Raw genomic sequence first — 25,682 nt, 5'->3', positions numbered from 1 at the left:
CGTCGCGGGGTGCTTGCCGGTAGCTCTCTGCTTCTTGCTCGATCCTCTCGCCGGAGACACAAAAGCGCGATGGTGCTACGCTCGCCACATGAACCTGGCGGCGCTCGCCGAGCTCGCTGCAAGCCAGCTCCCTCGCCCGAAGGACCGCGCTAGCCAGTACGTGCGACCGCTGAAGAACCTCGGCATCCTCCGGCACCACCAGCCGACATCGTTCGAAGCCGCGGTCTACGAGCCGGTCATGGGCCTTGTGCTCCAGGGGCGAAAAGAGACGGTGCTGGGAGCCGATTCGTTTCCGATGAGCGTTGGCGAGTGTCTGCTCATCAGCCACGACCTTCCGGTGATCGCACGCGTCACGAAGGCCCCGTACCTCGTGCTGCTCTTCGATGTCGAGCTGGATACGCTGCGCGACCTGTACGAAGCGATGTCCGACTCGCTTCCCTCTGCCGCACAGCCTCGCTCGCTCGCGGTCCACACCTGCGATGCCAGGCTCGTCGACGCGCTCCATCGCTATCTCGCGCTCGCGGGCGCGCGGACGGACGCAGCGGTGCTTGGTCCGCTCGTCTCGCGCGAGATCCACTACCGGCTCGCGACGGCACCGTTTGGCGGCATGCTGCGCGACCTGATCCGCCATGACAGCCACGCCAGCGCGATCGCGCGCGCGATCGCACAGCTGCGGCGTGACTTTCGCTCGCCCGTCGAGATCCCGAAGCTCGCGCGCAGCGTCGGGATGAGCGCGTCTTCATTTCACAAGCACTTCAAGGCGATCACGGCGTCGTCACCGCTCCAGTATCGAAAGAGCCTGCAGCTCATCGAGGCCCGCCGCCTGTTGCGCGCCGGCGCGATCTCGGTCTCCGCGGCGGCGTTCGACGTCGGCTACGAGAGCGCGGCGCAGTTCAGCCGCGATTACACGCGCAAGTTCGGCGTATCGCCGAAGCACGACATCCCGGCAGGATTGCTGGCCCGCGGCGCTAGCCGGTGAGCGAGGCCTCCAGCCGGTTACCTGCCGCGCGGTGGCCGAGCACCGCCACTACCTTCTCGACGATCACGCCCCCCGCCTCCGCGGCGGGCAGCCCGCCGGCGTGGATGTTGGAGATCACCGTGTATTCGAAGCCGATGGCAGGATTGCCGCTGAAGGCGGCGGCCGCCTCCTGGTCCGCGCCGGGCGTGAGGCGGTAGGCGAGGTAGGCCGAGAGGCTGCTCGACGCCTGCTCGCCGCTCCCCGGGCGCTCGCCGAGCAGCACGATGACCAGCCGCGCCGCGAGCCGCTCGGCGACGGCCTCCGCGAGCTTCACCCGGCCGTAACGCGCGAGCAGCGGCTGGCCGACGGTCACGCCGCGCGCCCCGAGGCCGTCCAGCAGGACCGGGAGCAGGTCAGGGATGTTGCGGTGGACGGCCTCGGCGCTCAGGCCGTCCGACACCACGATCTGCACCTCGGCCTCCTCCGGCGCGAGCCGGGCGGCGCTCTCCGGGGAGAGGCGCGCCCCCGCGTCGCCGGAGCCGAGGTGCTCTCCCTTGCTGGCCGCCGTCGTGGCGATGAGGCGGAACGCGGCGACGCGGGCCAGCTCGTCCTCGCGCAGCTCGGTGGCGAGCGCCGCCCGCGCCATGGCCTCGTCGCGGCGACCGCGGCGGCTCACCGCGTTGGCCGGGCGCGGGCCGGCGGTGGCGAAGCCATAGGCGGCGGGCGTGGCCGCGAGCAGCTCGGCGAGCTCGGCCTCGTCCGGGCAGAACTGCCGCACATCGCCGAAGCGCGGCCCGCGGGTGATCGCGCCCTCCTCGCCCTGCCCCTCCCCCGCGCGCGCCAGGATGCCCCGCGCGAGGGCCCACTCCAGGAACTCGCCGCCGGGCGCGCGGCCATGGATCTCCCGCAACGTCTGCACGTCATGCCCGCTCGTGTCGAAATAGGCGAGCATGCGATCGGTGTTGAGACAGACATCCATGTAGTAGTTGGCGCCCGCGGCGGTGAGGAGCTGCGTCGCCATCTGCTGGCCCTCCAGCGTGACGTGGGCGTGGAGGGTGTAACAAGGGGCCATGCCCATGGGCACGCCGAGGAGCTTGCCCATGAAATGGTCCTGGAGGTTCGCGAGGATCATCTCGCGGTCGTCGAGGTGCGTCTCCGGGCCGATGAAGCCGGTGACGTTGTTGAGCATGAACGGGTCCCAGCGGCGGGCGAGGCCGTAACAGAGCGCCTCGGCCGTGGCCATGTCGATGCCTTCGTGCTTGCCGTACGTGAGCTCGCTGCCCTGGCCGGTCTCGAAATACATGAACTGCTCGGCCTGGCCCGCCAGCGGGCCGCGCGCGGCCATGCGGCGATAACCCTCGTCGATGAGATCCACGGTGACGTCGAACTCGGTGACACAGCAGGACTCGGTGCCGGCCAGGCTCTGAAAGAGGATCTCCACGGGCGCGCCCTGGTCGAGCGCGGCGAGCTGCACCTTGAGGTGAGACAGGCAGCAGATCTGCGTGGGGACGCCGGTCGCGCGGCGGATGCAGTCGAGGTGGCGGAGGATCGCGGCGGTGGTCTCCACCGTGCCGGACGCGGGGTTGACGCCGAGCAGCGCGTCGCCGGCGCCGATGGAAAGGCCCCAGTAGAGCAGCAGGGTGATGCCCCGGAGATCGTCGGTGGGGTGGTTCGGCTGGAGGCGCGAGGCGAGCGTGCCCGGGGCGCCGAGGAGCGTGCGGGCGCGGGTCGGGCGGCTGATCTTGCGGGCGAGGTACACGAGCTCGTGCACGTCGCAGAGCTTGGCGAGCGCCGCGGCCATGACCCCGGTCAGGGCGCGGCCGAGGCGCGCCACCTCCGGGCCGGGCGCGCGGAGCAGGTGGTCCTTGAGCTCGCCGAGGCGCAGCGAGGCGATCCGGGCGAAGGCGTCTCGGTCGATGTCGTAGTTGACGCGCATCACCGCGTCGATCTCGCCCCGCGCGTCGGTGAGCGGGTGATCGTGGAGGTGCTCCAGGGTCAGCTCGCCGAGCAGCTCCCGCGCGGCTTCCCGCGCCGCGTCGTCGCTCGCCGCGAGGCCTGCCTGGCGATCGCCGGCCTTGCTGCAGTCGGCGGCGCCGAGGAGCCGCTTCAAGCCGCGGAACGAGCCGCCGTGGCCAGGCAGGCGGGCCGCATAGACAACGTCGGTCCGGGGGCGAGGGACCTCGATCCGATCGAGCGGGGTCGGTTCCTTCACGGCGCGCTCCTCCCTTCACGGAAGGTTCGCCGAGCGACGTCATGGCGTCATCCCGTAGAACGAGACGGGCAGGACCTGATCGCACAGGCGGCCGACCTGGACGAACTGGGCGCCGTGCGCCTGCACCTCGTCGATGACGATGAGGTCGACCGGCAGCGCGCCCCAGCCGGTCACGTAGCCGCCGAGCGCCTTGCCCGCGTTCTGCGCGGTGAGCAGCACGAGGGGGTGCTCCGGGATCGCCCCGCCCTGGCGCAGCGCGTCGGCGAGGCGCGCGCCGAGGCGCTTGAGGGTCGTCGCCGAGACGTCGTCGAAGGCGATCTCCAGGCAGCCGCCGCGGGTGCTCCAGCGGAAGAGGTCCATGGCGTGATCGAGCTCGGCGTCGGAAGAGGCCGGCGAGATGCGCGCCAGGATGGGCACGTCGCGCAGGGGCAAGCGCTCGGGGCGCGGGAGGAACAGCGTCGCGCCGGAGAGCTGGGTGGCGTGGCGCAGCAGGCCGTACGCCGTGGCCCGGCCCATGCTGGCCGGCGTCGCCACCCGCGCGCTCAGCCGAGGTGACGCGAGGATCGCTCGGGCGAGGTCCACGCCGAGATCGCCGTGGTGAGCGGGCTCGGGCAGGGGGCGCCCGGCCAGGCCGGCGTAGATCAGCTCGCCCACGCCCCCGGAGAAGGTGAGGGTGGGCGCGGCGATCCCCTCCGGCAGCGCGAAGGGCACCTGCACGTGGCGCGCGGCCGCGGGCGCGGCGAAGGCGCCGGCGCGCCCCGTGATCGCCGCCTCGAGCAGATCCACGTAGAAGGCGACGACGGCGTCGGCCTCGGCCTGCGAGAGCACCTCGCCCGGGCCGCGGCGGACCCCGAGGTGGTCGAAGGCGGCGCGGGCCTCGGGCGAGAGCGCGCGGAGGCAGCGCGAGCGCGGGTCGAGCGCGACGTGGCGCGCGCCGACGAGGAGGCAGCCGGTGCGCTGGACCTCGCCGGCCAGGCCGAGCGCGAGGCTCGTGGTGCCGCCGCCGATGTCCAGGTTGATGAGGGGCTCGCCGGGGCGCGCGCGCGACAGGGGAGCGGCGCTGCCCATGAAGGCCATCCAGGACTCGAGGCAAGGGTCCTCGGCGACGGCGAGCAGCGCCTCGCCGACGCGCGCGCGGATCAGCGCCGCGAGCGCGTCGGCGTTGCTCCGGCGCGCGGCGAGGCCGGTGATGATCGCCCCGCCGCCGAAGAGGGCCCCGGGCGCCACGCCCGCCTCGGCGAGCCAGCGATCGAGGAGCGCCGCCGCGGCGTCGAGATCGAGGGCGTCGCCGGCGAGGGGCGTCGGCGCCATCTCCGATCGGTACCGCTCCTCCAGCGCGCCGAGCTCCACCCGTCCGCTGCCCGCGGCGCGCGTGAGCGTCGCCGAGGCGGCCACGGCGCAGCTCGTGGTGGAGCCGAAATCCAGGCCGAGCAGGGTGACCTGGGCGCCCATCACCGGACCTTCCTTATCTTCATGGCCAGGCCCCAGTCCTACCGCACCGGCGCCCGCGCGCCGCTCCACGTCAAGGACGTCAGAGCACCCGCTCGAACGCGCCCTGCAGCGCGGCCCGACCGCCGCGCTCGACGACGTCGCCGTGCGCCACAACGATGCGCTCCGGCGCCCACGCGAGCATCCGCTCCACCGAGGCGCGCACCGCCGCGCGATCGCGCATCATCGAGCGCGCGATGCGCGACGGGCCGAACCTCCCGTAGGCGCCGTTCAGGCGCATGAAGAGGCGCGTCGGGAGGTGCTCGCTCTGCGCGATGTGAAAGCAGAGATCCCAGACGAAGAGGGTCCTGCTCGGCCGGTGGAAGAAGACCGTCTCCTCGAGCTTCGGCATCCCGCCGACCGCCACCTGGTCGATCTCGGCCGACCAGAGCGGGTCCGGCGCGCCGTCGAGCGCGCCGGTGAACGTCACGTCAGGGCGCTTCTCGCGGAGCCCCCGCGCGCCGACCAGCCGCGCCCCCGGGAACAGCCGCGCCGCCGGCGAGAGGCCGAGGTGGTGCAGCAGGTTCGGCGCCACGATCGCCCGCACCTCGCCGAGCGCGCGGATCTCGTCCGCCTCCCGCTCCACGCTCGGGAGCGGCGAGAACAGCAGCAGCCCGCCGTCCTCGAGGCGCACGATCGGAGATCGCACCGGAAACCGGAGAAACCCCACCTTCAACGTGTCTTCCGCAACCCAGAGGGATTGATCGAGCCGTCGCAGCATGCTCCAATTGGTAAATCAGCTTGACCATTTGGTCAAGCAAATTGACTATCATGAACAAACACGACCTCGATCCATGCGACGTCGCCGAGCTCGAGCGGCGCAAGCGCGCGAGCCTCGGGCAGCTCCTGCTCCGCTCGGCGCGGCTGCTCGACGAGCGGGCGGTGGCGCGCGTCGCCCGGCGCGGCGCGACCGGGGTGCGCCGGGCGCACACGGCGCTCATGCCGTACATCGACCTCGAGGGCACGCGGCAGATCGACCTGGCGGAGCGCGCCGGCGTGACGAAGCAGGCGGTGGGTCAGCTCGTGGAGGAGCTCGAGGCGGCGGGCGTGGTGGAGCGGACGCCCGATCCGGACGACCGGCGGGCGAAGCGGGTGCGGTTCACGCCGCACGGGCTGAAGATGCTCCTTTACGGGCTCGGGGTGCTGCAGGAGCTGGAGGAGGAGCTCACGCGAGCCCTGGGGGAGAAGCAGATGGCCTCGCTGAAGAAGGGGCTCACCGCGCTCCTCGCGGCGCTGGAGGCGCCGGAGGCCCCGGAGACGCCGCCGGAGGGCCGGTGAGCGCCGGCGCGGCGGGGCTCCCGGGAGCGCCCGCAGGGTGAGGCTCGAGGCCCAGCGCGTGCGGCAGGAGCCGCGCGATGTTGCGCGCGTCGTCGATGGCGCGGTGCTGCGTCCCCTGAAACGAGAGGCCGACCCGGCGCAGGGCCTGCCCCACGCCGAGCTCGCGCTCGGCGCCGAGGCGGCGGGCAAAGGCCCGCTTGAGGTTGAGGTGATCGCCGCCGAAGGGCAGCGCCACCCCGTGGCGGCGAGCGTCGCGCTCGAGCTGCCGCTTGTCGTAGCCGCCCCAGGAGCAGAAGAGCGCCTGTCTTCCGCGCACCAGCTCCCTCAGCCGCGCCGCCGCCGCGGGGAAGCGCGGCGCGGCGTCGACGTCGGCCTGGCGGATGCTCGTCAGCCGCATGCAGAACGCCGAGAGGCGCGGGTGTCGGATCGGGCGCACGAAGCACTGCAGCTCGGCGGCGGGTCGCAGGGTGCCGGCATCGACGAGCACGGCGCCGACCTCGATGATCTCCATCTCGTCGCGGGGGAAGGCGGGGTCGTCGCTGCAGGTCGCCTCGAGATCGATGACCAGGTAGTGAGTGAGGGAAGACATCGGCGTTCTCCTTGAATTCGTTGCGGGTAGTCTGCGGTCGCGATGACCGGAGGACCCGGACACGATTCCGGACACGCCGAGGGCTTCCCGTGGCGGCGCCGCCGCGATAGGACAGCGCCGTGACACGCACCATCACACGGTGGATACCCCTCCTCGCAGCGCTCTCCGCCGGGTGCGCCCCGGCGCCGCCCCCCGCGGCCCCGACGGCCGAAGAGGTCACCGCGAAGAAGGCCGCCGGCGTGGCGCTCACCGCGCTGTTGAACCGCAAGTTCGACGTCCAGGGCTGCGACGCCTCCGAGGCGCGCGTGGTGCAGGAGGCCGAAGCGCGCGCGGGCGCGCCCCAGGGCGAGCGCTGCGCCATCTTCGTCGCGCGCAGGAGCGACCGGACATGGCTCGTCGCCGTCCGCTCCTCGCTCTCGTCAGCCTCCGTCGGCGCGCAGGCGCTCGTGACCGTGCTCCCCGAGGCCGAAGGCGTCGGCGCCATCGAGTACACGCCCTGATCCGCGCGGAGGCGGCGCTCACCGCGCCGTGGCGACGACGAACAACCGCCGGAACGGAAACGGCGTCTTCCCGTCCGCCGCCTTCGGATACGCCGCCGCCACCCGCCCGCCGTACTCCTCCAGGAACTCGGCCCGCTCGTGCTCATCGAGCGCCGCGAGCAGCGGCCGCAGCGCCGTCCCCTTGGTCCACTCGACGACCGGATTCGCGCCCTCGAGGACGTGCAGATACTCCGTCTCCCAAATCTCGAGCCGCGCCGCGTGCGGCGCCAGCATCCCGTAATACACCGCCGGCGCCGCGACCGGGCTCTCCCTCACCACCGCCGCCAGCCTGTCGCGGAAGCGAGGCAACCGGCTCGCCTCCACCATCGCCATGTGCGACGGCGCGCCGTGGTTCCTCGGCATCTGCACCGCCAGCGCGCCGCCGGCCGTGAGCCGCCCGAGCAGCGCCGGGAACAGCGCCTGGTGGTCGTCGAGCCAGTGCAGCGCGGCGTTGCTGAAGATCAGCGCGGGCGGCGCGGACGGCGCGAAGCGCGCGATATCGCCCTCGACGAACCGCGCCCCGGGCAGCGCGGCGCGCGCCTGCGCCAGCATCTCCGGAGAGCTGTCGACCCCGAGGATCCCCCGGCCCGGGAAGCGCTGCGCCACGAGGCGGGTGATGTTGCCGGCCCCGCACCCGAGATCGACGATGTCGCCCGGCGCGGTGAGGTCGACCCGGCCGAGCAGGTCAATCGCAGGACGCGCCCTCTGGTCCTCGAACTTCAGGTACTGCGCAGGATCCCAGTCCGCCATTGCGCCCTCCACCGATCCAGCGCGGCAGAGCGTGAGCCCACCCGCCGCCGTTTCCTTTCCCTACTTCCAGCAGATCCGGGCGCGCCTGTCGACGCAGAAACCGAGGACGACCCCGGCGGCGACAGCGCAGGAGCCGCCGAGCGCCGCGCTGGACATCCCCGCACGGGAGCGGCACCCTCGCGCCGGTGGATGCTCCGGAGATCTCCGATCTCCTCGTCGACTACGATCCCGACACCCTCGCGCGCCTGCCCGTGCGCCGGAGCGCGGTGGTCGAGCGCCTCCGCGCCGCAGGCCGCCCCGGCGCAGCCCGGCTCGCCGCGCGGCTGCCGGCGCGGGACGATCTCCTCGACGAGGCCGCCGTCGACGCGCTCCTGCTCCGCGTCCACGCCGAGCTGCAGCGCCTGTCCGAGGAGTTCGACCAGGGAGCGCGCGTCCGCTTCGTGCTCGCGCCGCTGCTCGACGCGCTTCGCGCCGCCGGCGCGCCCCGCCCCCTGCGCGTCGTCGACGTGGGCTGCGGGCTCGGCTACGTCGTCCGCTGGCTCGCCGCCCGCGGGGCGCTGGGCGCCGACGTCGAGCTCGTGGGCTGCGATTACAACCGCGCGCTGATCGACAATGCGCGCGCGGCGGCCAGCGACGAGGGCCTCCCGTGCCGCTTCCACGTGGCCAACGCGTTCACGCTGCGCGAGCCCGCCACCGTCTTCCTGTCCACCGGCGTCGTCCACCATTTCCGCGGCGACGCCCTCGTGTCGTTCTTCCGCGAGCAGGCCAGGGCCGGCGCCCTCGCGTTCCTCCACTTCGACATCAAGCCGAGCCACCTGTCTCCCCTCGGCGCCTGGATATTCCACCAGGCCCGCATGCGCGAGCCGCTCTCCCGCCACGACGGCGTCCTCTCCGCCCTCCGCGCCCACGCCGGCGACGCGCTCCTCGCCGCGGCGCGCGCGGGCGCCGAGGGCCTCTCCTCCGCGCTGTTCGACGGCCACGTCGGGCCCTTTCCCGTCCTGCGCATCATGCACGCGGTGATCGGCCTCCGCCCCGACCTGCGCGCGCCCTTCGCCGAGCAGCTCGGCCCGCGCGCCGGCCGCCGGCTCGGGGCGTTCTCGTGATCCCCGCGCTGCTCGCCCTGCTCGCCCTGGTCGACGCGGCGTTCTGCGGCTTTCGCGACGCCGCCGGCCGCAACCCGCGCATCGAGAAGCGCGCCTATTTCCTCCGCGCCGTCCGCCGCGGCACCCTCGCAGGGCTCCTCGCCGTCGCCGCGCTCGCGGCCCTCACCTTCGCCGTGCTCGGGCTCGCGCCCGACCCCGCGGGCCTCTGGATCGATCTGCTCGCGGCCGGACGGCGCCTGATCCTCGTCTACGGCGCCTACGCCACCCTCGTCTGCACCGCCCTGCTCGCCTACGCGCTGCCCGTCCACGAGGCGCGCGTGCTCGCCAGCGTGACGATCCTGGGCCCGCTCACCATGGTGCGCCCCTGGGTCCTCGCCGCAGGCGCGCTCCTCGCCGCGCTGGCCGCCGCGCGCGCGGAGACGGCCGCCCTGACGCTCGCCTCGGCGCTGGCGATCGGCCTCATCGAGCGGCTCCTCGGGCGCGGCTGGCGCCGCGGCCGGCCCGTCCCCTTCCAGCCTTCGTAAACGGTCCTCCTCAAGCGGCTCCGGCCGCTACCCCTCGCCGCGCGCGAGGTGCGCGAGCAGCACGTCGGGAGCGATCGGCTTGACCAGGTGGGCGTCGCACCCGGCCTCCCTCGATCTGCGCAGATCGTCCGGCTGGCCGTAACCGGTGAACGCGATGATCTTCAGCTCCCTCGCGCCCGGCCAGCGCCGCATCCTCCGGGCGACCTCGTAGCCGTCCATCTCCGGCAGGCCGATGTCGAGCAGGACCACGTCGGGCGCGAAGCTGCGCGCCATCTCCAGCGCCGAGGCCCCGTCGTGCGCCAGCCCGATCGCGTGGCCAGCCTGCTCCAGGAGCATCGCCAGGGCGAACGCGTGGTCGCGGTTGTCGTCCACGATGAGGACCCGCCGCGGGCGCGCGCTCGGGGCCGGCTCGGCGGCCTCCGCGGGCTCGGCCGCCGCCTCGACGGCCGGCAGGCGGACCGTGAACTCGCTGCCGCGGCCGTCGCCGTCGCTCGCGGCCGACACCGAGCCCCGGTGCATCTCGACGAGCCGCTTCACGAGCGTGAGCCCGAGCCCGAGCCCGCCGCGCGCGCGGTCGAGCGTCGGGTGCGCCTGCTCGAACAGGCCGAAGATCCGCGGCAGCATCTCCGCCGGGATGCCGACCCCGGTGTCCTTCACCCGGACCACGATCTCCGCCTCCTCCTGGCCCGCGGAGAGCCAGATGCGCCCGCCCTCGTGGGTGTACTTCGCGGCGTTCGTGAGGAGGTTGACGATCACCTGCTCCAGGCGCGCGGAGTCTCCGAACACCGGGAGCGGCCGCGGGCCGACGTCGAGCGAGAGCTCGTGCTTCGAGGCGTCGATCAGCGGCGCGGCCGCCGCCACCGCCTGGCGGACGACGTCGCGGAGATCGAGCGGCGCCTGCTGCAGCGCGATCTTGCCGCGCGTGATCCGCGAGACGTCGAGCAGATCGTCGACCATGCGGCCGAGCTGGCACAGCTGCCGCTGCATGACCGACCGCGCCCACGCACGCCGCGGCTCGGGGACCGAGGGCATCTGCGAGACGCTGAGCGAGAACTGGATGGCCGAGAGCGGGTTCCGGAGCTCGTGCGCCAGCATCGCGAGGAACTCGTCCTTGCGGCGATCGGCCTCCAGGAGCGCCTGCTCGGCCTGCTTGCGCGCGGTGATGTCATGGCAGGAGACGGCCACGCCGTCGCCGACCTTCACGGCCATGTTGCGCACCCACACGCGGTGCCCGCCGGCCGTGAGCTCGACCTCGGTGTCGTGCGGCTCGCCGGTCTCGACGGCCCGCGCGTAGAGCGGGAACATCGCCGCCCGCTGATCGGGCATCACGTCGAGGAGCCGACGGCCGATGAGCGCGTCCAGGGGCACGCAGTGGAGCCGCCCGGCCGCCGGGTTCGCAAAATCGAACAGGAAATCGACGATCTGGCCCCCGGCGTCGCGCACCGCCCGGAGCACGACGAACGCGTCGAGCGAGAGCTCCTGGGCCGCGCGGAAGCGCTCCTCGGTCTGGCGCCGGTCGGTGATGTCGATGTTCATCCCGACCCACTCGCGCACGCGCCCCTCCGCATCGAGCAGCGGCACCGCCCGGGCCTGCGTCCGCCGGTAGCTGCCGTCGGCGGCCCGGATCCGGTATTCGACCTCGTAGCGCGCCTTCGCCTGGACGGCGCGGGTCCAGGTCTGCATCGTCCGCTCCCGATCGTCCGGGTGAACGACGGCCAGCCACCCGACCCCGAGCATCTCCTCGGGCCTCTGGCCGGTGACGGAGCACCAGTGCGGCGAGTGCTGCTGCGTGAGCCCCTCCGGCGTCGTCGTCCACACGACCTCCTCGGTGGCCTCGACGAGGCCGCGGTAACGGTCCTCGCTCCAGCGCCGCGTCTCCTCGGCCTGCTTGCGCTCGGTGATGTCCTTGACCACGCCGATCGTCCGCACCGGCTTGCCGCGCTCGTCCCTGATCACCGTGCCGCGCACCACCGCCCAGCAGACGCGGCCGTCCTTGCGGATGTAGCGCTTCTCGCTGCGCCACTCGAGGTGCCCGCCGTTCAGGGCCTGCAGGCAGGTGGCGGCGTCCCGCGGGCGATCGTCAGGGTGCGTGAGGTCGGCGAAGGGGCGATCGAGGAGCTCCGCCTCGGAGTAGCCCGTCAGCTCGCAGAACGTCCGGTTGCACCCCACGATCCGCGCCGTCACCGGATCTCCCATGACGAGGGGCACGCCGGCGAGCTCGATCGCCTGGAGCAGGTCGCGCACGCTCACGAGGTCCGCGCAGATCCCGCTCGCGCCCGGGCGCGTCCCCCCCGACCCAGGGCTTCCCCCCTCGGGGAGCGCTGCGCTCGCCGCGCCCTCCAGCTCTTCTTGAGTCGATATCACCCGTCCCCCGCGACGCCCCCGAGATCGCCGGCCTGCGTACCGGCCACCAGGCACGCGGCGTCGCGGGCATCGTAGAGCAACGGCGCGCCCCCCGGCAGCTCGCGAATCGAGCCGGCTCGGCCCTTCACAGCGGCTCTGGCGCGGCGCGCGACAGCGCCACGTGGACAGGAGTCGCCTCTCGCGCCCCCTCGATACGAGGCCTCTCACCGCGGCGCCTCGCGCGGAGCGGCGCGGGGCCGAGGGTCACCCGCGCCGACGAACCCCTCGACCCTCCGCGCGAGCGCGGGGTAGCATCGCGCCACAATCCACCGATCACCGAGGAGCGCCGCGCGATCCGTCGCCGGCCGCACGCAAGACCCTATGAAGCTCGCTGTCATCTCAGGCAGTCACCGCAACGGCTCCGAATCGGGGAAGATCGCCCGCCACGTGCAGCAACAGCTGTCGTCGTCGACGGACGTCTCCTCCACGTACACGCTCGATCTCGCCGACAACCCGCTTCCGCTCTGGGACCCGGAGGTATGGCAGCCGTCCGAGAAATGGGAGCGCGTCTGGGCCCCCATCTCCGCCGAGCTCAAGACGTCCGACGCCTTCGTGATCATCGCGCCGGAGTGGGGCGGCATGGTCCCCGCCGGACTGAAGAACTTCTTCCTCCTCTGCTCCCGGGGCGAGCTCGCGCACAAGCCCGCGCTCATCGTCGGGGTCTCCGCGAGCGCGGGCGGCGCCTACCCGATCGCGGAGCTGCGCATGAGCAGCTACAAGAACACGTACCTTTGCTACATCCCGGACCACGTGATCGTGCGCAACGTCCGCGGCCTCCTCAACGACCCGGAGGCGCCGCAGTCCCCCGACGACGAGCGGATTCGCGAGCGGCTCCGCTACGCGCTGGGCATGCTCCTCCAGTACGGGAGAGCCCTGCAGCAGGTCCGCGCGAGCGGCGTGATCGACCTGGCCAAATACCCCTACGGGATGTGACGGGCCCCCGGGGGCGAACACGCTAGTCTCGCCGGGTGCCGAAGATCCTCGTCATCGACGATCAGCCCGCCGTCTGCGTCGCGCTGACGACGCTGTTCGAGCTGCACGGGCACGAGGTCCGCGTCGCCGCCACGCCCGACGAGGCGATGGCGGCGGTGCTCGGCGACGAGCTCGGCGCCGTGGTCCAGGACATGAACTTCCGGCAGAGCGCCACCTCGGGCGAAGAGGGGATGGAGCTGCTCCGCCGGATCAAGGCCGTCGACCCCGAGCTGCCCGTCGTGGCCATGACCGCGTTCACGTCGATCGCGGGCGCGGTCGAGCTGATCAAGGCCGGGGCGAGCGACTACGTGCCCAAGCCGTGGGACGACCAGAAGCTCGTCGCCACCGTGGGCAACCTCGCGCGGCTGCGGGCGCTCGAGCAGGAGAACGCGCGCCTCCTGGCCCAGCGCGGGCGCGCGCGGCACCGGCTCGCCGAGCGCCACGACCTGGCCGGGCTCGTGTACGCGAGCGACGCGATGCACGAGGTCGTGAGCCTCGCCGTCAAGGTCGCGCCCGCCGACGTGCCCGTCCTCATCACCGGGCCGAACGGGACCGGGAAGGAGCTCCTCGCCGCCATCGTCCAGGCCAACTCGCGGCGGCGGGGCCGGCCGTTCGTCAAGGTGAACGCCGGGGCCCTCCCCGACGAGCTCGTCGAGGCGGAGCTGTTCGGCGCGGAGCCAGGCGCGTTCACCGGCGCGACCCGCCTCCGCGCCGGCCGCTTCGAGGAGGCCGACGGCGGCACCCTCTTCCTCGACGAGATCGGCACGCTGTCGCTGAACGGCCAGAAGAAGCTGCTGCGCGTCCTCCAGACCGGCGAGTACCAGCGGCTCGGGAGCAGCGTCACCCGCAAGGCCGACGTGCGCGTGCTGAGCGCGACCAACCGCGATCTCCCGCGGGCGATCGCCGAGGGATCCTTCCGCGAAGACCTGTACTTCAGGCTCAACGTCATCGAGTTGACGATCCCCGCGCTGCGCGATCGCCCCGAGGACATCGTGCCGATCGCGAGCCACCTGCTCGATCGCCTCGCCGCGCGCGCGGCGGGCGGCGAGCGGGTGACGCTCGGCCCGCGCGCGCGCCACGCGCTCGCCGAGCACGACTGGCCGGGCAACGTCCGCGAGCTCGAGAACCGGCTCACGCGCGCGGCGCTGGTGCGCAAGGGCGAGACGATCGAGCCGCACGACCTGGGGCTCGACGCGGTCGCGCGCGCGCCGCCGGCGCCCATCGCGACCGGCGCCGCGCCCGCGGCGCACGCCGGGTCGTCCGCGCCTTCCGCGACCTCCTCCGAGCGCCTCGAGATCGAGCGCGCGCTCGTCGAGGCGCGGGGCGTCGTCGCCAAGGCCGCGGCGTCGCTCGGCCTGAGCCGGCAGGGGCTCTACCGGCGCATGGACCGGCTCGGGATCCAGATCGAGCGGAAGCTCAAGTAGCGCGCTCGTCCGGCGGCGGCGGCAGGCGGCACTCCGCCTCGGCCCCGCCCCCCTCGCGGCGCCGCAGCGCGAGCGCGCCGCCGTGCGCGGTCGCGATCTCGCGGCAGAGCGCGAGGCCGAGCCCGCGGCCCTGCTGCTTCGTCGAGTAGAAGGGCAGGAGCGCCTTGCCCGGGGCGTCGTCCGGCAGCCCGTGGCCGCGGTCGGCCACCGTGAGCGCGAGCTCGCCCGTCGAGAGGCGCCGCACCGAGACCTCGATCTGGCCGGGCGGGCTCCCGGCCTCGACCGCGTTCTTGAGCAGGTTCAGGAGGAGCTGCTGGATCTGCGCTGGATCGAAGAAGCCTGGCTCGTCCGGCGCGTCGCCCAGCGTGAAGGGCGCGAGCCCGCGCAGCCGCTCGAGGAAGGGGCGCCACGGGACCCGCTCGGGGGCGGGCGGCGGGAGGCGCGCGAGCTCGGCGTACGCGGCGAGGAAGCGGGCGAGGTGCGCGCTCCGCTCCTCGATGGTGTCGAAGACCACGCCGAGGCGCTCCCGCTGCTCCGGGCGATCGAGCAGGAGGCGGCCCGAGTGGAGGAGCGAGGAGATCGGCGCGAGGGAGTTGTTGAGCTCGTGGCTGATCAACCGGATCGCGTTCCTGTGGAGCTCCGCCTCCCGGCGCGAGATCTCGCGCGTGAGCGACCGGACCGAGACGAGGACGTGCGCCTGGGTGTTCAGGCGGAACGCGCGGCGGGCGACGTACAGCGTCTCGATCTCGCCCCGGCGCTCGACGGACACGAGGGCGTCCCGCCCGGCGACCATCGCGGCGCGGAGCTCCTCGGGCTCCCCCGCGAGCAGCGCGGAGAGCGTCCTCTGGCCGACGCGCTCGCCCGCGGCGAAGAGGGCGCGCGCGGCGCCGTTGCCGTACACGATCCGGCCCGCCTCGTCGTGGAGCACCATCGCGACGGGCGTGGCGTCGAGCGCCGTCTCGAGCAGGAGCTCCTTCTGGTAGAGGTCGTCGCGCTGCGCCCGCAGGGCGTCGCCGAGGCGGTTGTGGCGCTCGACGAGATCCCCGAGCTCGTCCCGGCGGTCGTGCCGGACGCGCTGCGTGTAGTCGGACTCGGCGAAGCTCGAGAGGCCATCGGTCACCGCGCGGAGCAGGCCGACCGCGCGCCCGAGCAGCGCGCGGGAGGCGAGCGCGCCGGCGACCAGGGCGAGCCCGAGCCCCGCAAGAGCGGACACGGGCAGGGACGCCTGCGCCTGCGCCGCGGCCAGGCTCCCGGCGCAGGCGGCGGCGGAGCTCAGGAACACCACCGCGGCGTGGCGTACCCGGAGCGGCGCGCGGATCGGCCTCATGATCGCGACGCCTCGGCGGGGGAGACGGCGCTCGCGCGGAGCGCGGGCAGGAGCGCCGCCGCCATGCCGGCGAACCACACGGCCACGGCGACCAGGGCGGCCGCGCGCAGATCCAGCGGCAGGTCGAGCTCGGGGACGGCCGCGCGCGCCGCGGCCCGGAGCCCGGCGAGGGCGGCGGCACCCGCGGCGAGGCCAGCGGTCGTGAGCAGCGCGTTCTCCACGAGGATGAGGCGCTCCACGTCGGCGCGGGTCGCGCCCAGGGCGCGGCGGATGCCGAGGGCCTGGCGGCGCTCTGACACGAGCAGCGACGCCATCCCGATGCGCCCCAGGAAGACGACGACGAGCATCATCCCGATCAGCGTGAGGGCGAGGGCGCCGGCGCCGCGGTTCGTGTGGGTGTCGAGGACGACGCCCTCGTCGAGCGCGCGCACGAGCACGACGCGGCGCGGATCGGCGCGCTCGAGAGCCTCGCGCACCCGCGCGCCGGCGCGGTCGTCGCCGTCCTCACCGTCCGATTCGACCCGGATCAGGTAAGAGAGCGTGCGGCCGAGCGGCGGCCCCTCGGCCGCGAAGAGCACGCTGTCGGCGTCGGGCCCCAGGGCGGCGCGGAACGGCGAAACGACGCCGACGATGGCGAGCGGCTTCTGCCGGGCGCTCCGGCGCACGATCTGCCCGATGGCGCGGCCGTCCGGGAAGAGGCGCGCCGCGAGCGCCTGCGTGACGACGGCGGGCGTCGCCGCCGCGTCCGCGGCGTCCCCGGGGGCGATCAGGCGCCCTTCGAGCGGAGCCAGGCCGAGGACGGCCGCGACGCCGCCGCGGTCGTCCAGCATCCACGCGATCGCGCTCGGACCGCCCGGGGAGGTCGTCTCGACGAGCTCCCGGTGGGTGATGTTGAACGGCGCCGAGCTCGCCTCCGCGGCGCCGCGGACGCCGACGACACGCGAGAGGGCCTCGGTGTCGCGGCGGACCGCGGCCTCGCGCTCGCCGCGGGACGCGAAGCTCGGTCCGTCGCGCTCCGTCATGGCGAGGAGCAGCGACCGCGTGTCGATGCCGCGCGGCGCGGCGGCGGCGCGGGCGTAGTGGAGGGCGAGCCCCGAGGCGTGCACGGCGACAGCGAAGCCGAAGGCGGTCTCGAGCACCATCAGGAGCGCGGGGATCTTCTGGCGGGCGAGCGCCCTGACGATGGGGCCGATCACGAGCGCCGGAGCCCTTCGGCCGGGGGTTGCCTCGCCGCGCGCCACGCCGGGTACCCCCCGGCGAGGAGGCCCAGGACGAGCGCGGCAGCGACCGTCGCGGCCGAGGTCGGCGCGTCCAGGTGGTAGTCGATCGGCCGGAGGTGGATGACGCGGTTGACGAGGGCGAGCGCGGCCACGGCGACGCCGAGGGCGAGCGCGGCGCTGCCGACGGCCACGAGCATCGCCTCGAGCAGGAGCTCGAGGAAGACAGCGCGGGAGCTCGCCCCGAACGCGCGGTAGATGGCGATCTCGGCGCGCTTTGCGCGGAATTTCCCCTCGAGGAGCCGCGCGGCGTTGAGGGTGCAGGCCCCGAGGAGCACGTCGGCGAGCAAGGCGAAGAGCGTCGTGCCCGGATCGTCCACGCGGAGCGCGTGCACTTGCTCGCGCGGCACGAGGTCGGCCTCGAGGACGCGCCGGCCACGGGCGCGCTCGCGGGCCACGTGGGCGTCGAGCTCGGCCTGGAACGCGGCCCGACGGGCCTCGTCGGGGAGCTCCACCAGGAGCTCCAGCCAGCCGTTGTCGGAGGCCGCGAGCGCGTCGAAGCCCCCGCTCGGGTCCTCGCGCTCGTGGATCAGCGGCGGCCGGACGCCGAGCGCGATGCCCACGGCGCTCGGCGCGAAGACGATGGGATGAAGCGAGGCTCGCGCTCCGGGAGGGGCCGGGATGGCGACGACGCCCGCGACCCGGAAAGACTCTCCGAACAGGCGCAGCGTGCGCCCGAGGCCGCTCGCCCCACCGAACAGCGTGCGCTCGGCCGCCTCGGTGAGCACGACCGGGCGATCCTCCCCGGCGCCCTCCGCCAGCGACCAGAGCGCGCCGCTCCGGACCGGAATCCCGAACATCCCGAACAGATCGTGGGTACAGAATGCCACCACGACCGGAACGAGCGGACCTCCGTCGGCGCTGCCGGCGGCCATGGCCGCGAAGAGGTCGGTCTTGCGCGAGGGATGGGGGCTTCCGAGGAGGATGCGGTCGCGCAGGCTCGGGGGATGGATCGCGCCAGGCGCCACAGGCGCGCCGCCCTCGTGCGGGACGGAGACGAGGTAGACATCGCGCGCGGACGCCAGCGGGTCGGACGTGCGCTCGTGGAGGACCGCGCGCGCCGTCGTCCACACCGCGAGGCCGAGCGTGAACGCCAGCAGCAGGATCGCGGTATGGCCCGGCTGCCGCCCGAGGCTCCTCCGGGCCAGCCAGAGCGCGTGGCCAAACGTCATTCGCGGCTCGCCGCCGTCGCCGGCGCCTCCGCGCGCGCGCCGGGGTCCGAGGGCGCCCACGGATCGATGAGCTTGCCGTCGAGCACGTGCACCTTGCGGCGCGCCCGCGCCGCCAGCTCGGGGTCGTGCGTGGTCATGACGATCGTCGTGCCGCCGGCGTGGATGCGCTCGAGCAGATCGAGGATCTGCCGCGCCGAGCGGGAGTCGAGGTTGCCGGTGGGCTCGTCGGCCAGGAGGAGCGAGGGCTCACCGACCAGCGCGCGCGCGATCGCGACGCGCTGCTGCTGGCCGCCCGAGAGCTCGCTGGGCCGGTGGTGGAGCCGCGCGCTCAGGCCGACGTCCTCGAGCGCGCGCAAGGCGCGCTCGCGCCTTGCGCGCGCGCCCATGCCGCGGACCCGCAGCGGCACGTCCACGTTGTCGAGCACGTCGAGGTCGGCGATGAGCTGGAAGCTCTGGAACACGAAGCCGATCTTCCGGTTCCGGATCGCGCTCGCAGGGGCATCCGAGAGGCCCTGCATCGGCTCCCCGTCGAGCAGGTACTCGCCCTCGTCGAAGGGATCGAGCAACCCGGCGACATTGAGGAACGTCGTCTTTCCGGAGCCGGAGGGGCCCATCACGGCGAGGAACTCGCCGCGCGCGACGTGCAGCGTGAACCCGGCGAGCGCGTGGGTCTCGAACAGGCCGCGCCGGTAGACCTTGGTGACGTTCGTCATCCGTATCATGTCGGTCTCTTTGGCAGGAAATGCAGGTACTTTATCTTCACGGCCACCGGCCAGCCAGCTACCGTCGTCGCGTGAAGCGGCTGTCTGCATCGAAATCCGCTCCCTCTGCCGCGCCGCGCGCGCATCGCCATGGACCGACGCGCAGGGTCGTGGCCGTGGCCTACGACGGCGCGAGCGCCATCGACGTGGTGGGGCCCACCGACGTATTCGCCCTGGCCTCGGAGATCGCGAGAGCGAAGGTGCCCGGCGCTCCCCCCGCCTATGCGGTCGAGATCGCGGCCGTGAACGGCGGCGTGATCCGGACGCTGTCGGGGGTGCAGATCGTCGCCCACAAGGCGCTCGCGGATCTGGCGCCCGGCATCGATACGGTGCTTGTCGCCGGGGGCGAGACCCGTGAAGCGACGCGGGATGCCCGGCTGCTCGCCTGGCTGCGCGCGACGACGCCCGAGGTGCGGCGCATGGGCGCCGTCTGCACCGGCGCCTTCCTCCTCGCCGCCGCGGGGCTGCTCGCGGGGCGCCGGGCGGCCACCCACTGGCATTCCGCGGCAGCGCTCGCGCGCGAGTTTCCCGGCGTCGAGGTCGACCCCGACGCCATCTTCGTGCGGTCCGGGAAGATCTACACGTCGGCGGGCATGACAGCGGGCATCGACCTCGCGCTCTCGATGGTGGAGGAGGATCTCGGATACGACATGGCGCTCCAGGTGGCGCGGGGGCTCGTGGTGTTCCTCAAGCGCCCGGGTGGACAGTCCCAGTTCAGCCGCCCGCTCCTCGCGCAGACGGTCGCCGCGGGCCCGCTTCAGGGCGTGATCGACTGGGTGCTCCGGCACCTCGACGCCGACCTGCGCGTCGAGGCGCTGGCGGAGAGGGCCGGGATGAGCCCGCGCAACTTCGCGCGGACGTTCACCCGGGCCATGCGGATGACCCCCGCGAAGTTCGTCGAGTCGGCCAGGCTGGAGCAGGCGCGCTCCTGCCTCGAGGGAGGCCGAGCCTCGATGAAGCAGCTCGCGCGCGACTGCGGCTTCGGCACGGACGAGCGGATGCGGCGCGCGTTCCAGCGCACCCTGCAGGTCACGCCGGAGGACTACCGGAGGCGCTTCGGTCGAGCGTGAGCGGACGCCGGGCGCTCGGCCGAGCGCCGTCGTCGCTCGCCGGATCCTTCGCGCGACGAGGCGCGCGGGGCCCTGCGCCTGCGTGTCCTGAAAGCAGGGGACGATGTCCTTTCCGCCGCGGCCGGCGCCGCTCAAAGTCAGGCCTGCGAAGCGCGCTCAGCCGCGCTCGGGAGCGCCAGGCCCGGGGCCGCGTCGAGACGAAGCCCCGCCATCGAGGCGATCATCGGCAGATGACGAAACGAAACGAAAGGGTTCAGGGACGAACGATGACGGACACCTATGACATCAAGCTGCCAGATCCTCAGCCGCCGCTCCGGGTCGGCATGGTGCTCTACCCGGGCCTCACGGCGCTGGATCTGATCGGCCCGCAAAGCGTGCTGACCGCTCACGCGACGACGTATCTGCTCTGGAAGACGCGCGACCTGGTCATGTCCGACTCGGGGGTTCCTATCCAGCCGACGGCGACCTTCAGCGACTGTCCGGACGACCTGGACATCCTGTTCGTGCCGGGCGGCATGGGCACCCCCGACGCCATGGTGGATCAGGAGGTCCTTCGGTTCCTGAGGGATCGGGGCGCCCGCTCCAGGTACGTGACCTCCGTGTGCACAGGGTCGCTCATCCTGGCCGCGGCAGGTTTGCTGCAAGGATACAAGGCCACGACACACTGGTCCACGCGCCACATCCTGGAGGCGTTCGGCGTGGAGTGTGTCCGGGCGCGCGTCGTGGTCGATCGCAGCCGGATCTCGGGCGGCGGGGTGACCGCAGGCATCGATTTCGGGCTGACGCTGCTGGCGCTGCTGCGCGGAGACGATGCCGCGAAGCTGACGCAGCTCATGCTGGAATACGACCCCGCCCCGCCCTTCAACGCCGGGGTGCCCGAAGCTGCGGGACCCGAGCTGACGCAGCGCATATTGAGCGTCCTCGACCCGTACGATCAGCGGATGCGGAAGATCGCCGCCGAGAGGAGCAACAGAGCGCGCTGAGGCGCGCCGGGCGCGCAGCCGCGATGGCCCGCAGGATCATGCCAGCGTTCGTCGCCGCATCCCTCGTCGATCGTGAGCGCGCCGCCCACGCCGCGGCCTCCCGGGGGCTGGTCGTCACGTGGATCGCGGGATACCTCTTGACCGCGCTGCGACAACTCCCCATGACAGAGCTCGGGATCGCTGCGGCGATCACCCGTCGCTGGCTTCGCAGCTCGCCCTCGTCCACAGCGCCGCGCGCGATCGACGGACGGTCGGCGCGTTCGTAACGACCTTTACCCATCTCTTCGTGGTGCTGCTGATGATGGTCTTTCCCCCCACCTGGTCTGGTGTCGAACGATGAGCGCGCTCCGCGCCCTGCGCCTCGTCGGCTTGCTGGAAGGGCTGTCCTTCCTGGTCCTCCTCGGCGTCGCGATGCCGCTCAAGTACCTCTTTGATCTGCCGATCGCCGTGCGGATCGTCGGCAGCGCCCACGGGCTCCTCTTCCTGCTGTTCGTCGGCGCGCTGATTCGCGTGGCCAGCGAGCGCGACTGGCCGCATCGCCGCTCCCTCGCGGCGCTCGTCGCGTCGCTCGTCCCCTTCGGGACGTTCGTGCTGGATCGCGCCCTGAAGCGCGAGATCGAGGGCGACACGCAGGCGGCCGTCGATGGCTGACGCTGGCGCGTCGAGTCCACGTCACGCGCGCCGGCGCTGCGCGCGCCGCGCGCGGATGCGGCTCAAGGACACGGGCGTGATGCCCAGGTACGACGGACAGGCCAGGACTGGCTGAACTTGCGAGGCGGTTGCGTTCGAATCGCCCCGGCACGCTCGCCTGCTTTCGAAGCCGCTCGCCCGCCTCGCGGTCGCGACGCGCCGACAGCGCCGATCGCGCCGGTGCGCTATAGGGTGTCGTCGCGGATGAAGCAGCAGCAAGAGCAGCTGTGGCTCGACGACGTCATCGGAGGGCTCCCCCTCCCCGTCCTCGTGCTGAGCCCGGCTGGTGTCGCGATCCACGAGAACCCGGCGTATCGAGCGAGGTTCGGCCCGAGCGCCGACGACCGCCACGAGATCGCGTCCGCGCTGCGGGGCGGGCACTCCTCGGCGCTTCGCGCGGCGCTCGACGGCGTCTCGCGCGCCGTACCGCTCGGCTCGATCAGCGGCGCGCCGTTCACCGGGCACTATTTCCCGATCCGCGACGCTTCAGGCGCCGTGGCGTTCGTCGGGATCCTGTTCGTCGAGGAGCGCGCCGCCCCGGTGCCGGCCGCTCCAGCGCTGACCTCGGAGACCCACGACATCCCGGAGGTCGAGCGCAGCCTTCGCCGCATCCTCGACATGATGCCGCAGCTCGTCTGGTCGACGCGGCCCGACGGTTATCACGATTTCTACAACCGCCGCTGGTACGACTACACCGGCGAGACGCCCGACGCCACGCGCGGCGCCGGCTGGAACGACCAGCTGCACCCGGACGATCAGCAACGCGCCTGGGAGCGGTGGATTCGCTCCCTCGAGACGGGGGAAGACTACCAGATCGAGTACCGCTTCCGGCGCGCCGACGGCGTATACCGCTGGTTCCTGGGCCGCGCGCTGCCGATGCGTGACGACGCAGGGCGCATCCTCCGCTGGTTCGGCACCTGCACCGATGTCGACGATCAGAAGCGCCTCGAGCAGCAGCGGGCCGAGGTCCTGGCGGAGGCCGAGGAGACCAGCCGGCTGAAGGACGAGTTCCTCGCGATCGTCTCCCACGAGCTCCGCACGCCCCTGACCGCGATCCTCGGGTGGGCGCGCATGCAGCGTTCGCGGCCGGAGCTCGCGCCCAAGGCGATGGAGGTCATCGAACGCAACGCCGAGGCGCAGGCCAGGCTCATCGAGGAGATCCTCGAGAGCTCGCGCATCGTGACCGGGAAGATCCGCCTCTACGCCAGGAACGCGAGCGTGAACGAGCTCGTCCGCGCCGCGGTCGACGCCATCCGGCCGGCCGCCGACGCGAAGGCCATCGGCCTCGAGGTCAGGCTCGATCCCGGTGTCGGGGAGATCGTCTGTGATCCCGATCGCCTCCAGCAGGTGGTCACGAATCTGCTGGTCAACGCCGTGAAGTTCACGCCGGGCGGCGGGCAGGTCGGACTCCAGACGGCGCTCCATCCGGGCGGCGTCGAGGTGACGGTGACGGATAGCGGGAAAGGCATTTCGCCCACCTTTCTTCCGCACGTGTTCGAGCGGTTCCGCCAGGCAGAGGCGGCCACCACACGGCAGCACGGCGGACTCGGTCTCGGGCTGGCGATCGTCAAATACCTCGTCGAGCTCCATGGCGGCACCGTCCGCGCGCGGAGCGACGGCGAGGGGAAAGGGGCGTCCTTCAGCGTGCGCTTGCCGGTGCGGGCCGTGGCCCTGGCGGAGAGAGAGAGCTCCGAGGTCTCGTCCGAGATCGAGCATCCCTCGGCCGGGACGATCCCCCGGCTCGACGGGCTGCGCGTGCTCGTCGTCGACGACGAGCCGGACGCGCGGGAGCTCGTCACCATGGTGCTGCGCGAGGCAGGCGCCCAGGCGGACGAGACCGGCTCGGCCTCGGCCGCGCTGGAGATGATGAGTCGCGCTCGGCCCGACGTGCTCGTCAGCGACATCGCCATGCCGGAGCAGGACGGCTACGCCCTCCTTCGCGAGCTCCGATCCCGCGCTCCGGACCTCGGTGGCTCCGTGCCGGCGCTGGCGCTCACCGCCTTCGCCCGGCGCGAGGACATCGTTCAGGCCCGGGACGCCGGGTTCGAGCTCCACCTCGCCAAGCCGGTCCAGCCGGGCGAGCTCGTGGCGGCGGTCCATCGGCTCGCGCGCAAAGGCGCCTGATACGAACCAGGCGCAGAAGCGGGGAGAATTCACGGGGAGGCAGGGAGACGGGGAGCTCTTCAAAGACTCCCTGTTTCCAGCGGACGAACACCACCATCCAGTAGAACGCCTCTTCGAGCATGCGCCGGATCACATGGCCTCGAGCGCGCGCCTCCGCGGTGAGGTGGGCGTCGAGCTTGTCGCCGTGGGCGCGCTCCAGCTGCTCGATGATGAGCTGCGAGTCGCCCATGGTACAGCCGTCGATGTCGGCATACGGGATCTTGCCCTTCGGCGCGCGGCGCGGGTCGGCGGAGCGCACCTCGTAGGGGAGGCCGGCCATGCGCAGCCAGGTCTCGAGCTTGACGCAGAAGGGGCTGATGTTCGGGATGCCCCACGCGGCGGGGGCCTGATAGAGGGTGATCATCTCGGCGCTCCTCGTTGAAGTTCCAGCACGTCATGTCATCTCCCCGAGGAGCGGCGCGGCGTCCACGTCGACGGATGAAGGACGGAATCCCTCGCTCGTCCCCCGCAAGAAACCGGCGCCGGACCTCGGGCGCACGACACCTGTCCGCCGCCCCCGCGGACACCTGTCCGGACGCGGACACGCGCCCTCGCGCGCCGCCCGCCGATTGCGGCCAATCCTCTCGGGCACGCCCGCTGCTTGGGCGCCCCGCATGCGTCTTCTCATCCACTTCGTTTTGCCCTCCGCCACGGCGCTCCTCCTCGGTTGTTCTGCCGAGGCGGCGCCGGGCGCGAGCACCCCGACATTCCACAGGGACATCGAGCCGCTGCTCCAGAAGAGCTGCCTCGGCTGCCACGCGCAGGGCGGCACCGCGCCGGTGAGCCTGGCCTCCTACGAGAGCGCGAAGGCGCTCGCGCCGGTCATCGCCGACGAGACCGAGGCGCGGCGGATGCCGCCGTGGGGCGCCCTGCCGACCGACGAGTGCGCGCCCCCTCGCCCGTTCCGGGGGGACCTGCACCTCTCCCTCGACGAGATCGCCCTGCTCCGCGCCTGGAGCGACGCCGGCGCCCCCGAGGGTGATCCCGCGGACGCCCCGGCCCCCACCACCCCCGTCGCGGCGGGCCTGTCGCGCACGGACCTCGAGCTCTCGCCCAAGGCCCCCTTCGCCGCGGCGGAGGGCTCCGACAGCTTCCGCTGCTTCGTCCTCGATCCGGGGCTCACGGAGCAGGCGTGGGTCCAGGGCTACGACGTGCTGCCGGGCAACCGCGCCGTGGTGCACCACGCGCTGCTCTTCATCGACGCGAAACGCGAGGGCGAGGCGCTCGGCGGCGAGAGCGGCAGCTACGAGTGCTTCGGCGACGCGCGCCTCTCCGAGACGTCGCTGCTCGGCGCCTGGGCGCCCGGCACGCAGGCGTTCGAGCTGCCGCCGGACATCGGCATCTCGGTGCCAGCGAACGCGCTGCTCGTGATGCAGGTCCACTACCACCCGAAGCCGGGCGAGGCGCCCTCGCCCGACGCGACCCGGGTCGCGCTCCGCCTCGCGGACGAGAAGCCGAGCCGCGCGCTCTCGAACCTCGCGCTCGGCAACGCGGAGGCGCCGTTCCGGGACGGCACCGGGCTCCTGCCCGGGCCGGGCGATCGCGGGAGCGTCGAGTTCCGGATCCCGGCCGGCGCCCGGGGGCACGTCGAGCGGATGCGGTACGTCATCGACTTCCCGATCCCCGAGATCTCGATCTACGGCGCCGGCGTCCACATGCACCGGGCCGGCGTCGACCTCAAGGTCGACCAGATCCGCGCCGAGCCGCGGGGCGGCGAGGCCAACCGCGCGTGCCTCGTCCAGACGCCGGCGTGGGACTACAACTGGCAGCGGCTCTACAGCTACGACGCGCCGATCGACGAGCTGCCCACGCTGCGGTCGGGCGACACGATCGAGCTGCGCTGCACGTACGACAACACAACGGAGAACCCGGCGCTCGCGGCGCAGCTCATCGAGGAGCGCCTGCCCGCGCCGCAGGACATCGTCCTCGGCGAGTCGACGCTCGACGAGATGTGCGTGGCGTTCCTGCCTGTCGTCCACCCGAACCTCTGAGGAGACGC

The 25,682-nt window shown here is 73.0% G+C and carries 23 protein-coding genes and 1 pseudogene; 12 read left to right on the top strand and 12 right to left on the bottom strand.

All coding sequences use genetic code 11. The features are described 5' to 3' along the window. Positions 1 to 88 precede the first annotated feature (88 nt). The gene (locus WMF39_RS47800) at positions 89 to 979 is read left to right on the top strand and encodes an AraC family transcriptional regulator (RefSeq protein WP_437743094.1); all 891 of its coding nucleotides are present in this window, start codon (positions 89 to 91) and stop codon (positions 977 to 979) included. Here the strand turns inward: WMF39_RS47800 and eutB are convergent. From eutB to WMF39_RS47785, 3 genes are all read right to left on the bottom strand, one after another. Next, positions 969 to 3,170 carry an ethanolamine ammonia-lyase subunit EutB gene (gene eutB / locus WMF39_RS47795; RefSeq protein WP_437743093.1) on the bottom strand — a complete coding sequence of 734 codons (2,202 nt, stop codon included), beginning with the start codon at positions 3,168 to 3,170 and terminating at the stop codon, positions 969 to 971. The genes WMF39_RS47800 and eutB overlap by 11 nt on opposite strands. A gap of 39 nt (positions 3,171 to 3,209) precedes the next feature. Further along, positions 3,210 to 4,622, bottom strand: coding sequence for an ethanolamine ammonia-lyase reactivating factor EutA (locus WMF39_RS47790; RefSeq protein ID WP_437748127.1), 1,413 nt, complete (start codon positions 4,620 to 4,622; stop codon positions 3,210 to 3,212). 79 nt (positions 4,623 to 4,701) lie between these two features. Then, a complete protein-coding gene (locus WMF39_RS47785) occupies positions 4,702 to 5,379 on the bottom strand; it encodes a DUF4336 domain-containing protein (protein WP_437743092.1) in 678 nt (225 codons plus the stop codon). Positions 5,380 to 5,429: 50 nt separating this feature from the next. On the opposite strand from WMF39_RS47785, the gene WMF39_RS47780 reads away from it, so the two are divergent. After that, a complete protein-coding gene (locus tag WMF39_RS47780; RefSeq protein ID WP_437743091.1) occupies positions 5,430 to 5,936 on the top strand; it encodes a MarR family winged helix-turn-helix transcriptional regulator in 507 nt (168 codons plus the stop codon). Here WMF39_RS47780 and WMF39_RS47775 read toward each other — a convergent pair. After that, positions 5,872 to 6,525, bottom strand: a complete 654-nt coding sequence (locus tag WMF39_RS47775; RefSeq protein ID WP_437743090.1) for an exonuclease domain-containing protein — start codon at positions 6,523 to 6,525, stop codon at positions 5,872 to 5,874. The genes WMF39_RS47780 and WMF39_RS47775 overlap by 65 nt on opposite strands. A 119-nt stretch (positions 6,526 to 6,644) precedes the next feature. On the opposite strand from WMF39_RS47775, the gene WMF39_RS47770 reads away from it, so the two are divergent. Next, positions 6,645 to 7,025 carry a hypothetical protein gene (locus WMF39_RS47770; protein WP_437743089.1) on the top strand — a complete coding sequence of 127 codons (381 nt, stop codon included), beginning with the start codon at positions 6,645 to 6,647 and terminating at the stop codon, positions 7,023 to 7,025. Positions 7,026 to 7,043: 18 nt separating this feature from the next. Here WMF39_RS47770 and tam read toward each other — a convergent pair whose 3' ends face one another. Further along, the gene (tam, locus tag WMF39_RS47765; RefSeq protein WP_437743088.1) at positions 7,044 to 7,814 is read right to left on the bottom strand and encodes a trans-aconitate 2-methyltransferase; all 771 of its coding nucleotides are present in this window, start codon (positions 7,812 to 7,814) and stop codon (positions 7,044 to 7,046) included. A 185-nt stretch (positions 7,815 to 7,999) separates the two neighbouring features. Between tam and WMF39_RS47760 the strand changes: the two genes are divergently transcribed. Together WMF39_RS47760 and WMF39_RS47755 are read left to right on the top strand one after the other, a co-directional pair. After that, complete coding sequence (locus WMF39_RS47760) at positions 8,000 to 8,917, top strand: class I SAM-dependent methyltransferase (RefSeq protein ID WP_437743087.1); 918 nt, start codon at positions 8,000 to 8,002, stop codon at positions 8,915 to 8,917. After that, positions 8,914 to 9,441 (top strand): hypothetical protein, encoded by a 528-nt coding sequence (locus WMF39_RS47755; protein ID WP_437743086.1) that lies wholly within the window; start codon positions 8,914 to 8,916, stop codon positions 9,439 to 9,441. Before WMF39_RS47760 ends, WMF39_RS47755 begins: the two co-directional genes overlap by 4 nt. Positions 9,442 to 9,468: 27 nt before the next feature. On the opposite strand, the gene WMF39_RS47750 is transcribed toward WMF39_RS47755, so the two are convergent. Continuing rightward, the gene (locus tag WMF39_RS47750; protein ID WP_437743085.1) at positions 9,469 to 11,805 is read right to left on the bottom strand and encodes a PAS domain S-box protein; all 2,337 of its coding nucleotides are present in this window, start codon (positions 11,803 to 11,805) and stop codon (positions 9,469 to 9,471) included. Beyond that, positions 11,802 to 11,933, bottom strand: a complete 132-nt coding sequence (locus WMF39_RS47745; RefSeq protein ID WP_437743084.1) for a hypothetical protein — start codon at positions 11,931 to 11,933, stop codon at positions 11,802 to 11,804. The genes WMF39_RS47750 and WMF39_RS47745 overlap by 4 nt, the downstream gene beginning before the upstream one ends. Positions 11,934 to 12,165: 232 nt before the next feature. On the opposite strand from WMF39_RS47745, the gene WMF39_RS47740 reads away from it, so the two are divergent. Together WMF39_RS47740 and WMF39_RS47735 are read left to right on the top strand one after the other, a co-directional pair. Next, the gene (locus WMF39_RS47740) at positions 12,166 to 12,777 is read left to right on the top strand and encodes an NADPH-dependent FMN reductase (protein ID WP_437743083.1); all 612 of its coding nucleotides are present in this window, start codon (positions 12,166 to 12,168) and stop codon (positions 12,775 to 12,777) included. A 35-nt stretch (positions 12,778 to 12,812) separates the two neighbouring features. Beyond that, complete coding sequence (locus tag WMF39_RS47735; protein WP_437743082.1) at positions 12,813 to 14,240, top strand: sigma-54-dependent transcriptional regulator; 1,428 nt, start codon at positions 12,813 to 12,815, stop codon at positions 14,238 to 14,240. On the opposite strand, the gene WMF39_RS47730 is transcribed toward WMF39_RS47735, so the two are convergent. The 4 genes from WMF39_RS47730 to WMF39_RS47715 are packed head-to-tail and all read right to left on the bottom strand — an operon-like array spanning position 14,233 to position 18,738. After that, on the bottom strand, positions 14,233 to 15,567 hold the full coding sequence (locus WMF39_RS47730; RefSeq protein WP_437743081.1) for a sensor histidine kinase: 1,335 nt from the start codon (positions 15,565 to 15,567) through the stop codon (positions 14,233 to 14,235). The genes WMF39_RS47735 and WMF39_RS47730 overlap by 8 nt on opposite strands. Beyond that, positions 15,564 to 16,763 (bottom strand): FtsX-like permease family protein, encoded by a 1,200-nt coding sequence (locus tag WMF39_RS47725; RefSeq protein ID WP_437743080.1) that lies wholly within the window; start codon positions 16,761 to 16,763, stop codon positions 15,564 to 15,566. The genes WMF39_RS47730 and WMF39_RS47725 overlap by 4 nt, the downstream gene beginning before the upstream one ends. Beyond that, positions 16,760 to 18,016, bottom strand: a complete 1,257-nt coding sequence (locus WMF39_RS47720) for an FtsX-like permease family protein (protein ID WP_437743079.1) — start codon at positions 18,014 to 18,016, stop codon at positions 16,760 to 16,762. Before WMF39_RS47720 ends, WMF39_RS47725 begins: the two co-directional genes overlap by 4 nt. Continuing rightward, the gene (locus tag WMF39_RS47715) at positions 18,013 to 18,738 is read right to left on the bottom strand and encodes an ABC transporter ATP-binding protein (RefSeq protein WP_437743078.1); all 726 of its coding nucleotides are present in this window, start codon (positions 18,736 to 18,738) and stop codon (positions 18,013 to 18,015) included. Before WMF39_RS47715 ends, WMF39_RS47720 begins: the two co-directional genes overlap by 4 nt. A gap of 149 nt (positions 18,739 to 18,887) precedes the next feature. On the opposite strand from WMF39_RS47715, the gene WMF39_RS47710 reads away from it, so the two are divergent. The 4 genes from WMF39_RS47710 to WMF39_RS47695 all read left to right on the top strand — a co-directional run bounded on the left by WMF39_RS47710 (position 18,888) and on the right by WMF39_RS47695 (position 23,644). Further along, positions 18,888 to 19,847: a GlxA family transcriptional regulator gene (locus tag WMF39_RS47710; protein ID WP_437743077.1), complete on the top strand. Its 960-nt coding sequence runs from the start codon at positions 18,888 to 18,890 to the stop codon at positions 19,845 to 19,847. A 266-nt stretch (positions 19,848 to 20,113) separates the two neighbouring features. Then, positions 20,114 to 20,830, top strand: coding sequence for a DJ-1/PfpI family protein (locus tag WMF39_RS47705; protein WP_437743076.1), 717 nt, complete (start codon positions 20,114 to 20,116; stop codon positions 20,828 to 20,830). 336 nt (positions 20,831 to 21,166) lie between these two features. Further along, complete coding sequence (locus WMF39_RS47700) at positions 21,167 to 21,481, top strand: DUF3817 domain-containing protein (protein ID WP_437743075.1); 315 nt, start codon at positions 21,167 to 21,169, stop codon at positions 21,479 to 21,481. A gap of 243 nt (positions 21,482 to 21,724) precedes the next feature. Beyond that, a complete protein-coding gene (locus WMF39_RS47695) occupies positions 21,725 to 23,644 on the top strand; it encodes an ATP-binding protein (RefSeq protein ID WP_437743074.1) in 1,920 nt (639 codons plus the stop codon). Between the two features lie 85 nt (positions 23,645 to 23,729). Here WMF39_RS47695 and WMF39_RS47690 read toward each other — a convergent pair. Further along, a pseudogene (locus WMF39_RS47690) lies at positions 23,730 to 24,047 on the bottom strand (glutathione S-transferase N-terminal domain-containing protein); the annotation flags it as partial. A gap of 250 nt (positions 24,048 to 24,297) precedes the next feature. On the opposite strand from WMF39_RS47690, the gene WMF39_RS47685 reads away from it, so the two are divergent. Then, entirely contained in the window at positions 24,298 to 25,674 is a 1,377-nt protein-coding gene (locus WMF39_RS47685) for a hypothetical protein (protein WP_437743073.1), read from the top strand. Positions 25,675 to 25,682 lie beyond the last annotated feature (8 nt).

Origin of the sequence: Sorangium sp. So ce1504 (genome assembly GCF_051521635.1) — a bacterium.
In the GTDB taxonomy this organism is placed as follows: Bacteria; Myxococcota_A; Polyangia; order Polyangiales; family Polyangiaceae; genus Sorangium; species Sorangium cellulosum_B.
This window is presented reverse-complemented; position numbering and strand designations above follow the sequence as displayed.

What these genes read in the sequence shown, in the direction of transcription:
- WMF39_RS47800 (WP_437743094.1), top strand. Translation starts at nt 89, where the DNA reads ATGAACCTGGCGGCGCTCGCCGAGCTCGCTGCAAGCCAGCTCCCTCGC.
- WMF39_RS47790 (WP_437748127.1), bottom strand. Translation starts at nt 4,622, where the DNA reads ATGGGCGCCCAGGTCACCCTGCTCGGCCTGGATTTCGGCTCCACCACG.
- WMF39_RS47785 (WP_437743092.1), bottom strand. Translation starts at nt 5,379, where the DNA reads ATGCTGCGACGGCTCGATCAATCCCTCTGGGTTGCGGAAGACACGTTG.
- WMF39_RS47780 (WP_437743091.1), top strand. Translation starts at nt 5,430, where the DNA reads ATGAACAAACACGACCTCGATCCATGCGACGTCGCCGAGCTCGAGCGG.
- WMF39_RS47775 (WP_437743090.1), bottom strand. Translation starts at nt 6,525, where the DNA reads ATGTCTTCCCTCACTCACTACCTGGTCATCGATCTCGAGGCGACCTGC.
- tam (WP_437743088.1), bottom strand. Translation starts at nt 7,814, where the DNA reads ATGGCGGACTGGGATCCTGCGCAGTACCTGAAGTTCGAGGACCAGAGG.
- WMF39_RS47740 (WP_437743083.1), top strand. Translation starts at nt 12,166, where the DNA reads ATGAAGCTCGCTGTCATCTCAGGCAGTCACCGCAACGGCTCCGAATCG.
- WMF39_RS47730 (WP_437743081.1), bottom strand. Translation starts at nt 15,567, where the DNA reads ATGAGGCCGATCCGCGCGCCGCTCCGGGTACGCCACGCCGCGGTGGTG.
- WMF39_RS47720 (WP_437743079.1), bottom strand. Translation starts at nt 18,016, where the DNA reads ATGACGTTTGGCCACGCGCTCTGGCTGGCCCGGAGGAGCCTCGGGCGG.
- WMF39_RS47715 (WP_437743078.1), bottom strand. Translation starts at nt 18,738, where the DNA reads ATGATACGGATGACGAACGTCACCAAGGTCTACCGGCGCGGCCTGTTC.
- WMF39_RS47705 (WP_437743076.1), top strand. Translation starts at nt 20,114, where the DNA reads ATGACGGACACCTATGACATCAAGCTGCCAGATCCTCAGCCGCCGCTC.
- WMF39_RS47700 (WP_437743075.1), top strand. Translation starts at nt 21,167, where the DNA reads ATGAGCGCGCTCCGCGCCCTGCGCCTCGTCGGCTTGCTGGAAGGGCTG.
- WMF39_RS47695 (WP_437743074.1), top strand. Translation starts at nt 21,725, where the DNA reads ATGAAGCAGCAGCAAGAGCAGCTGTGGCTCGACGACGTCATCGGAGGG.
- WMF39_RS47685 (WP_437743073.1), top strand. Translation starts at nt 24,298, where the DNA reads ATGCGTCTTCTCATCCACTTCGTTTTGCCCTCCGCCACGGCGCTCCTC.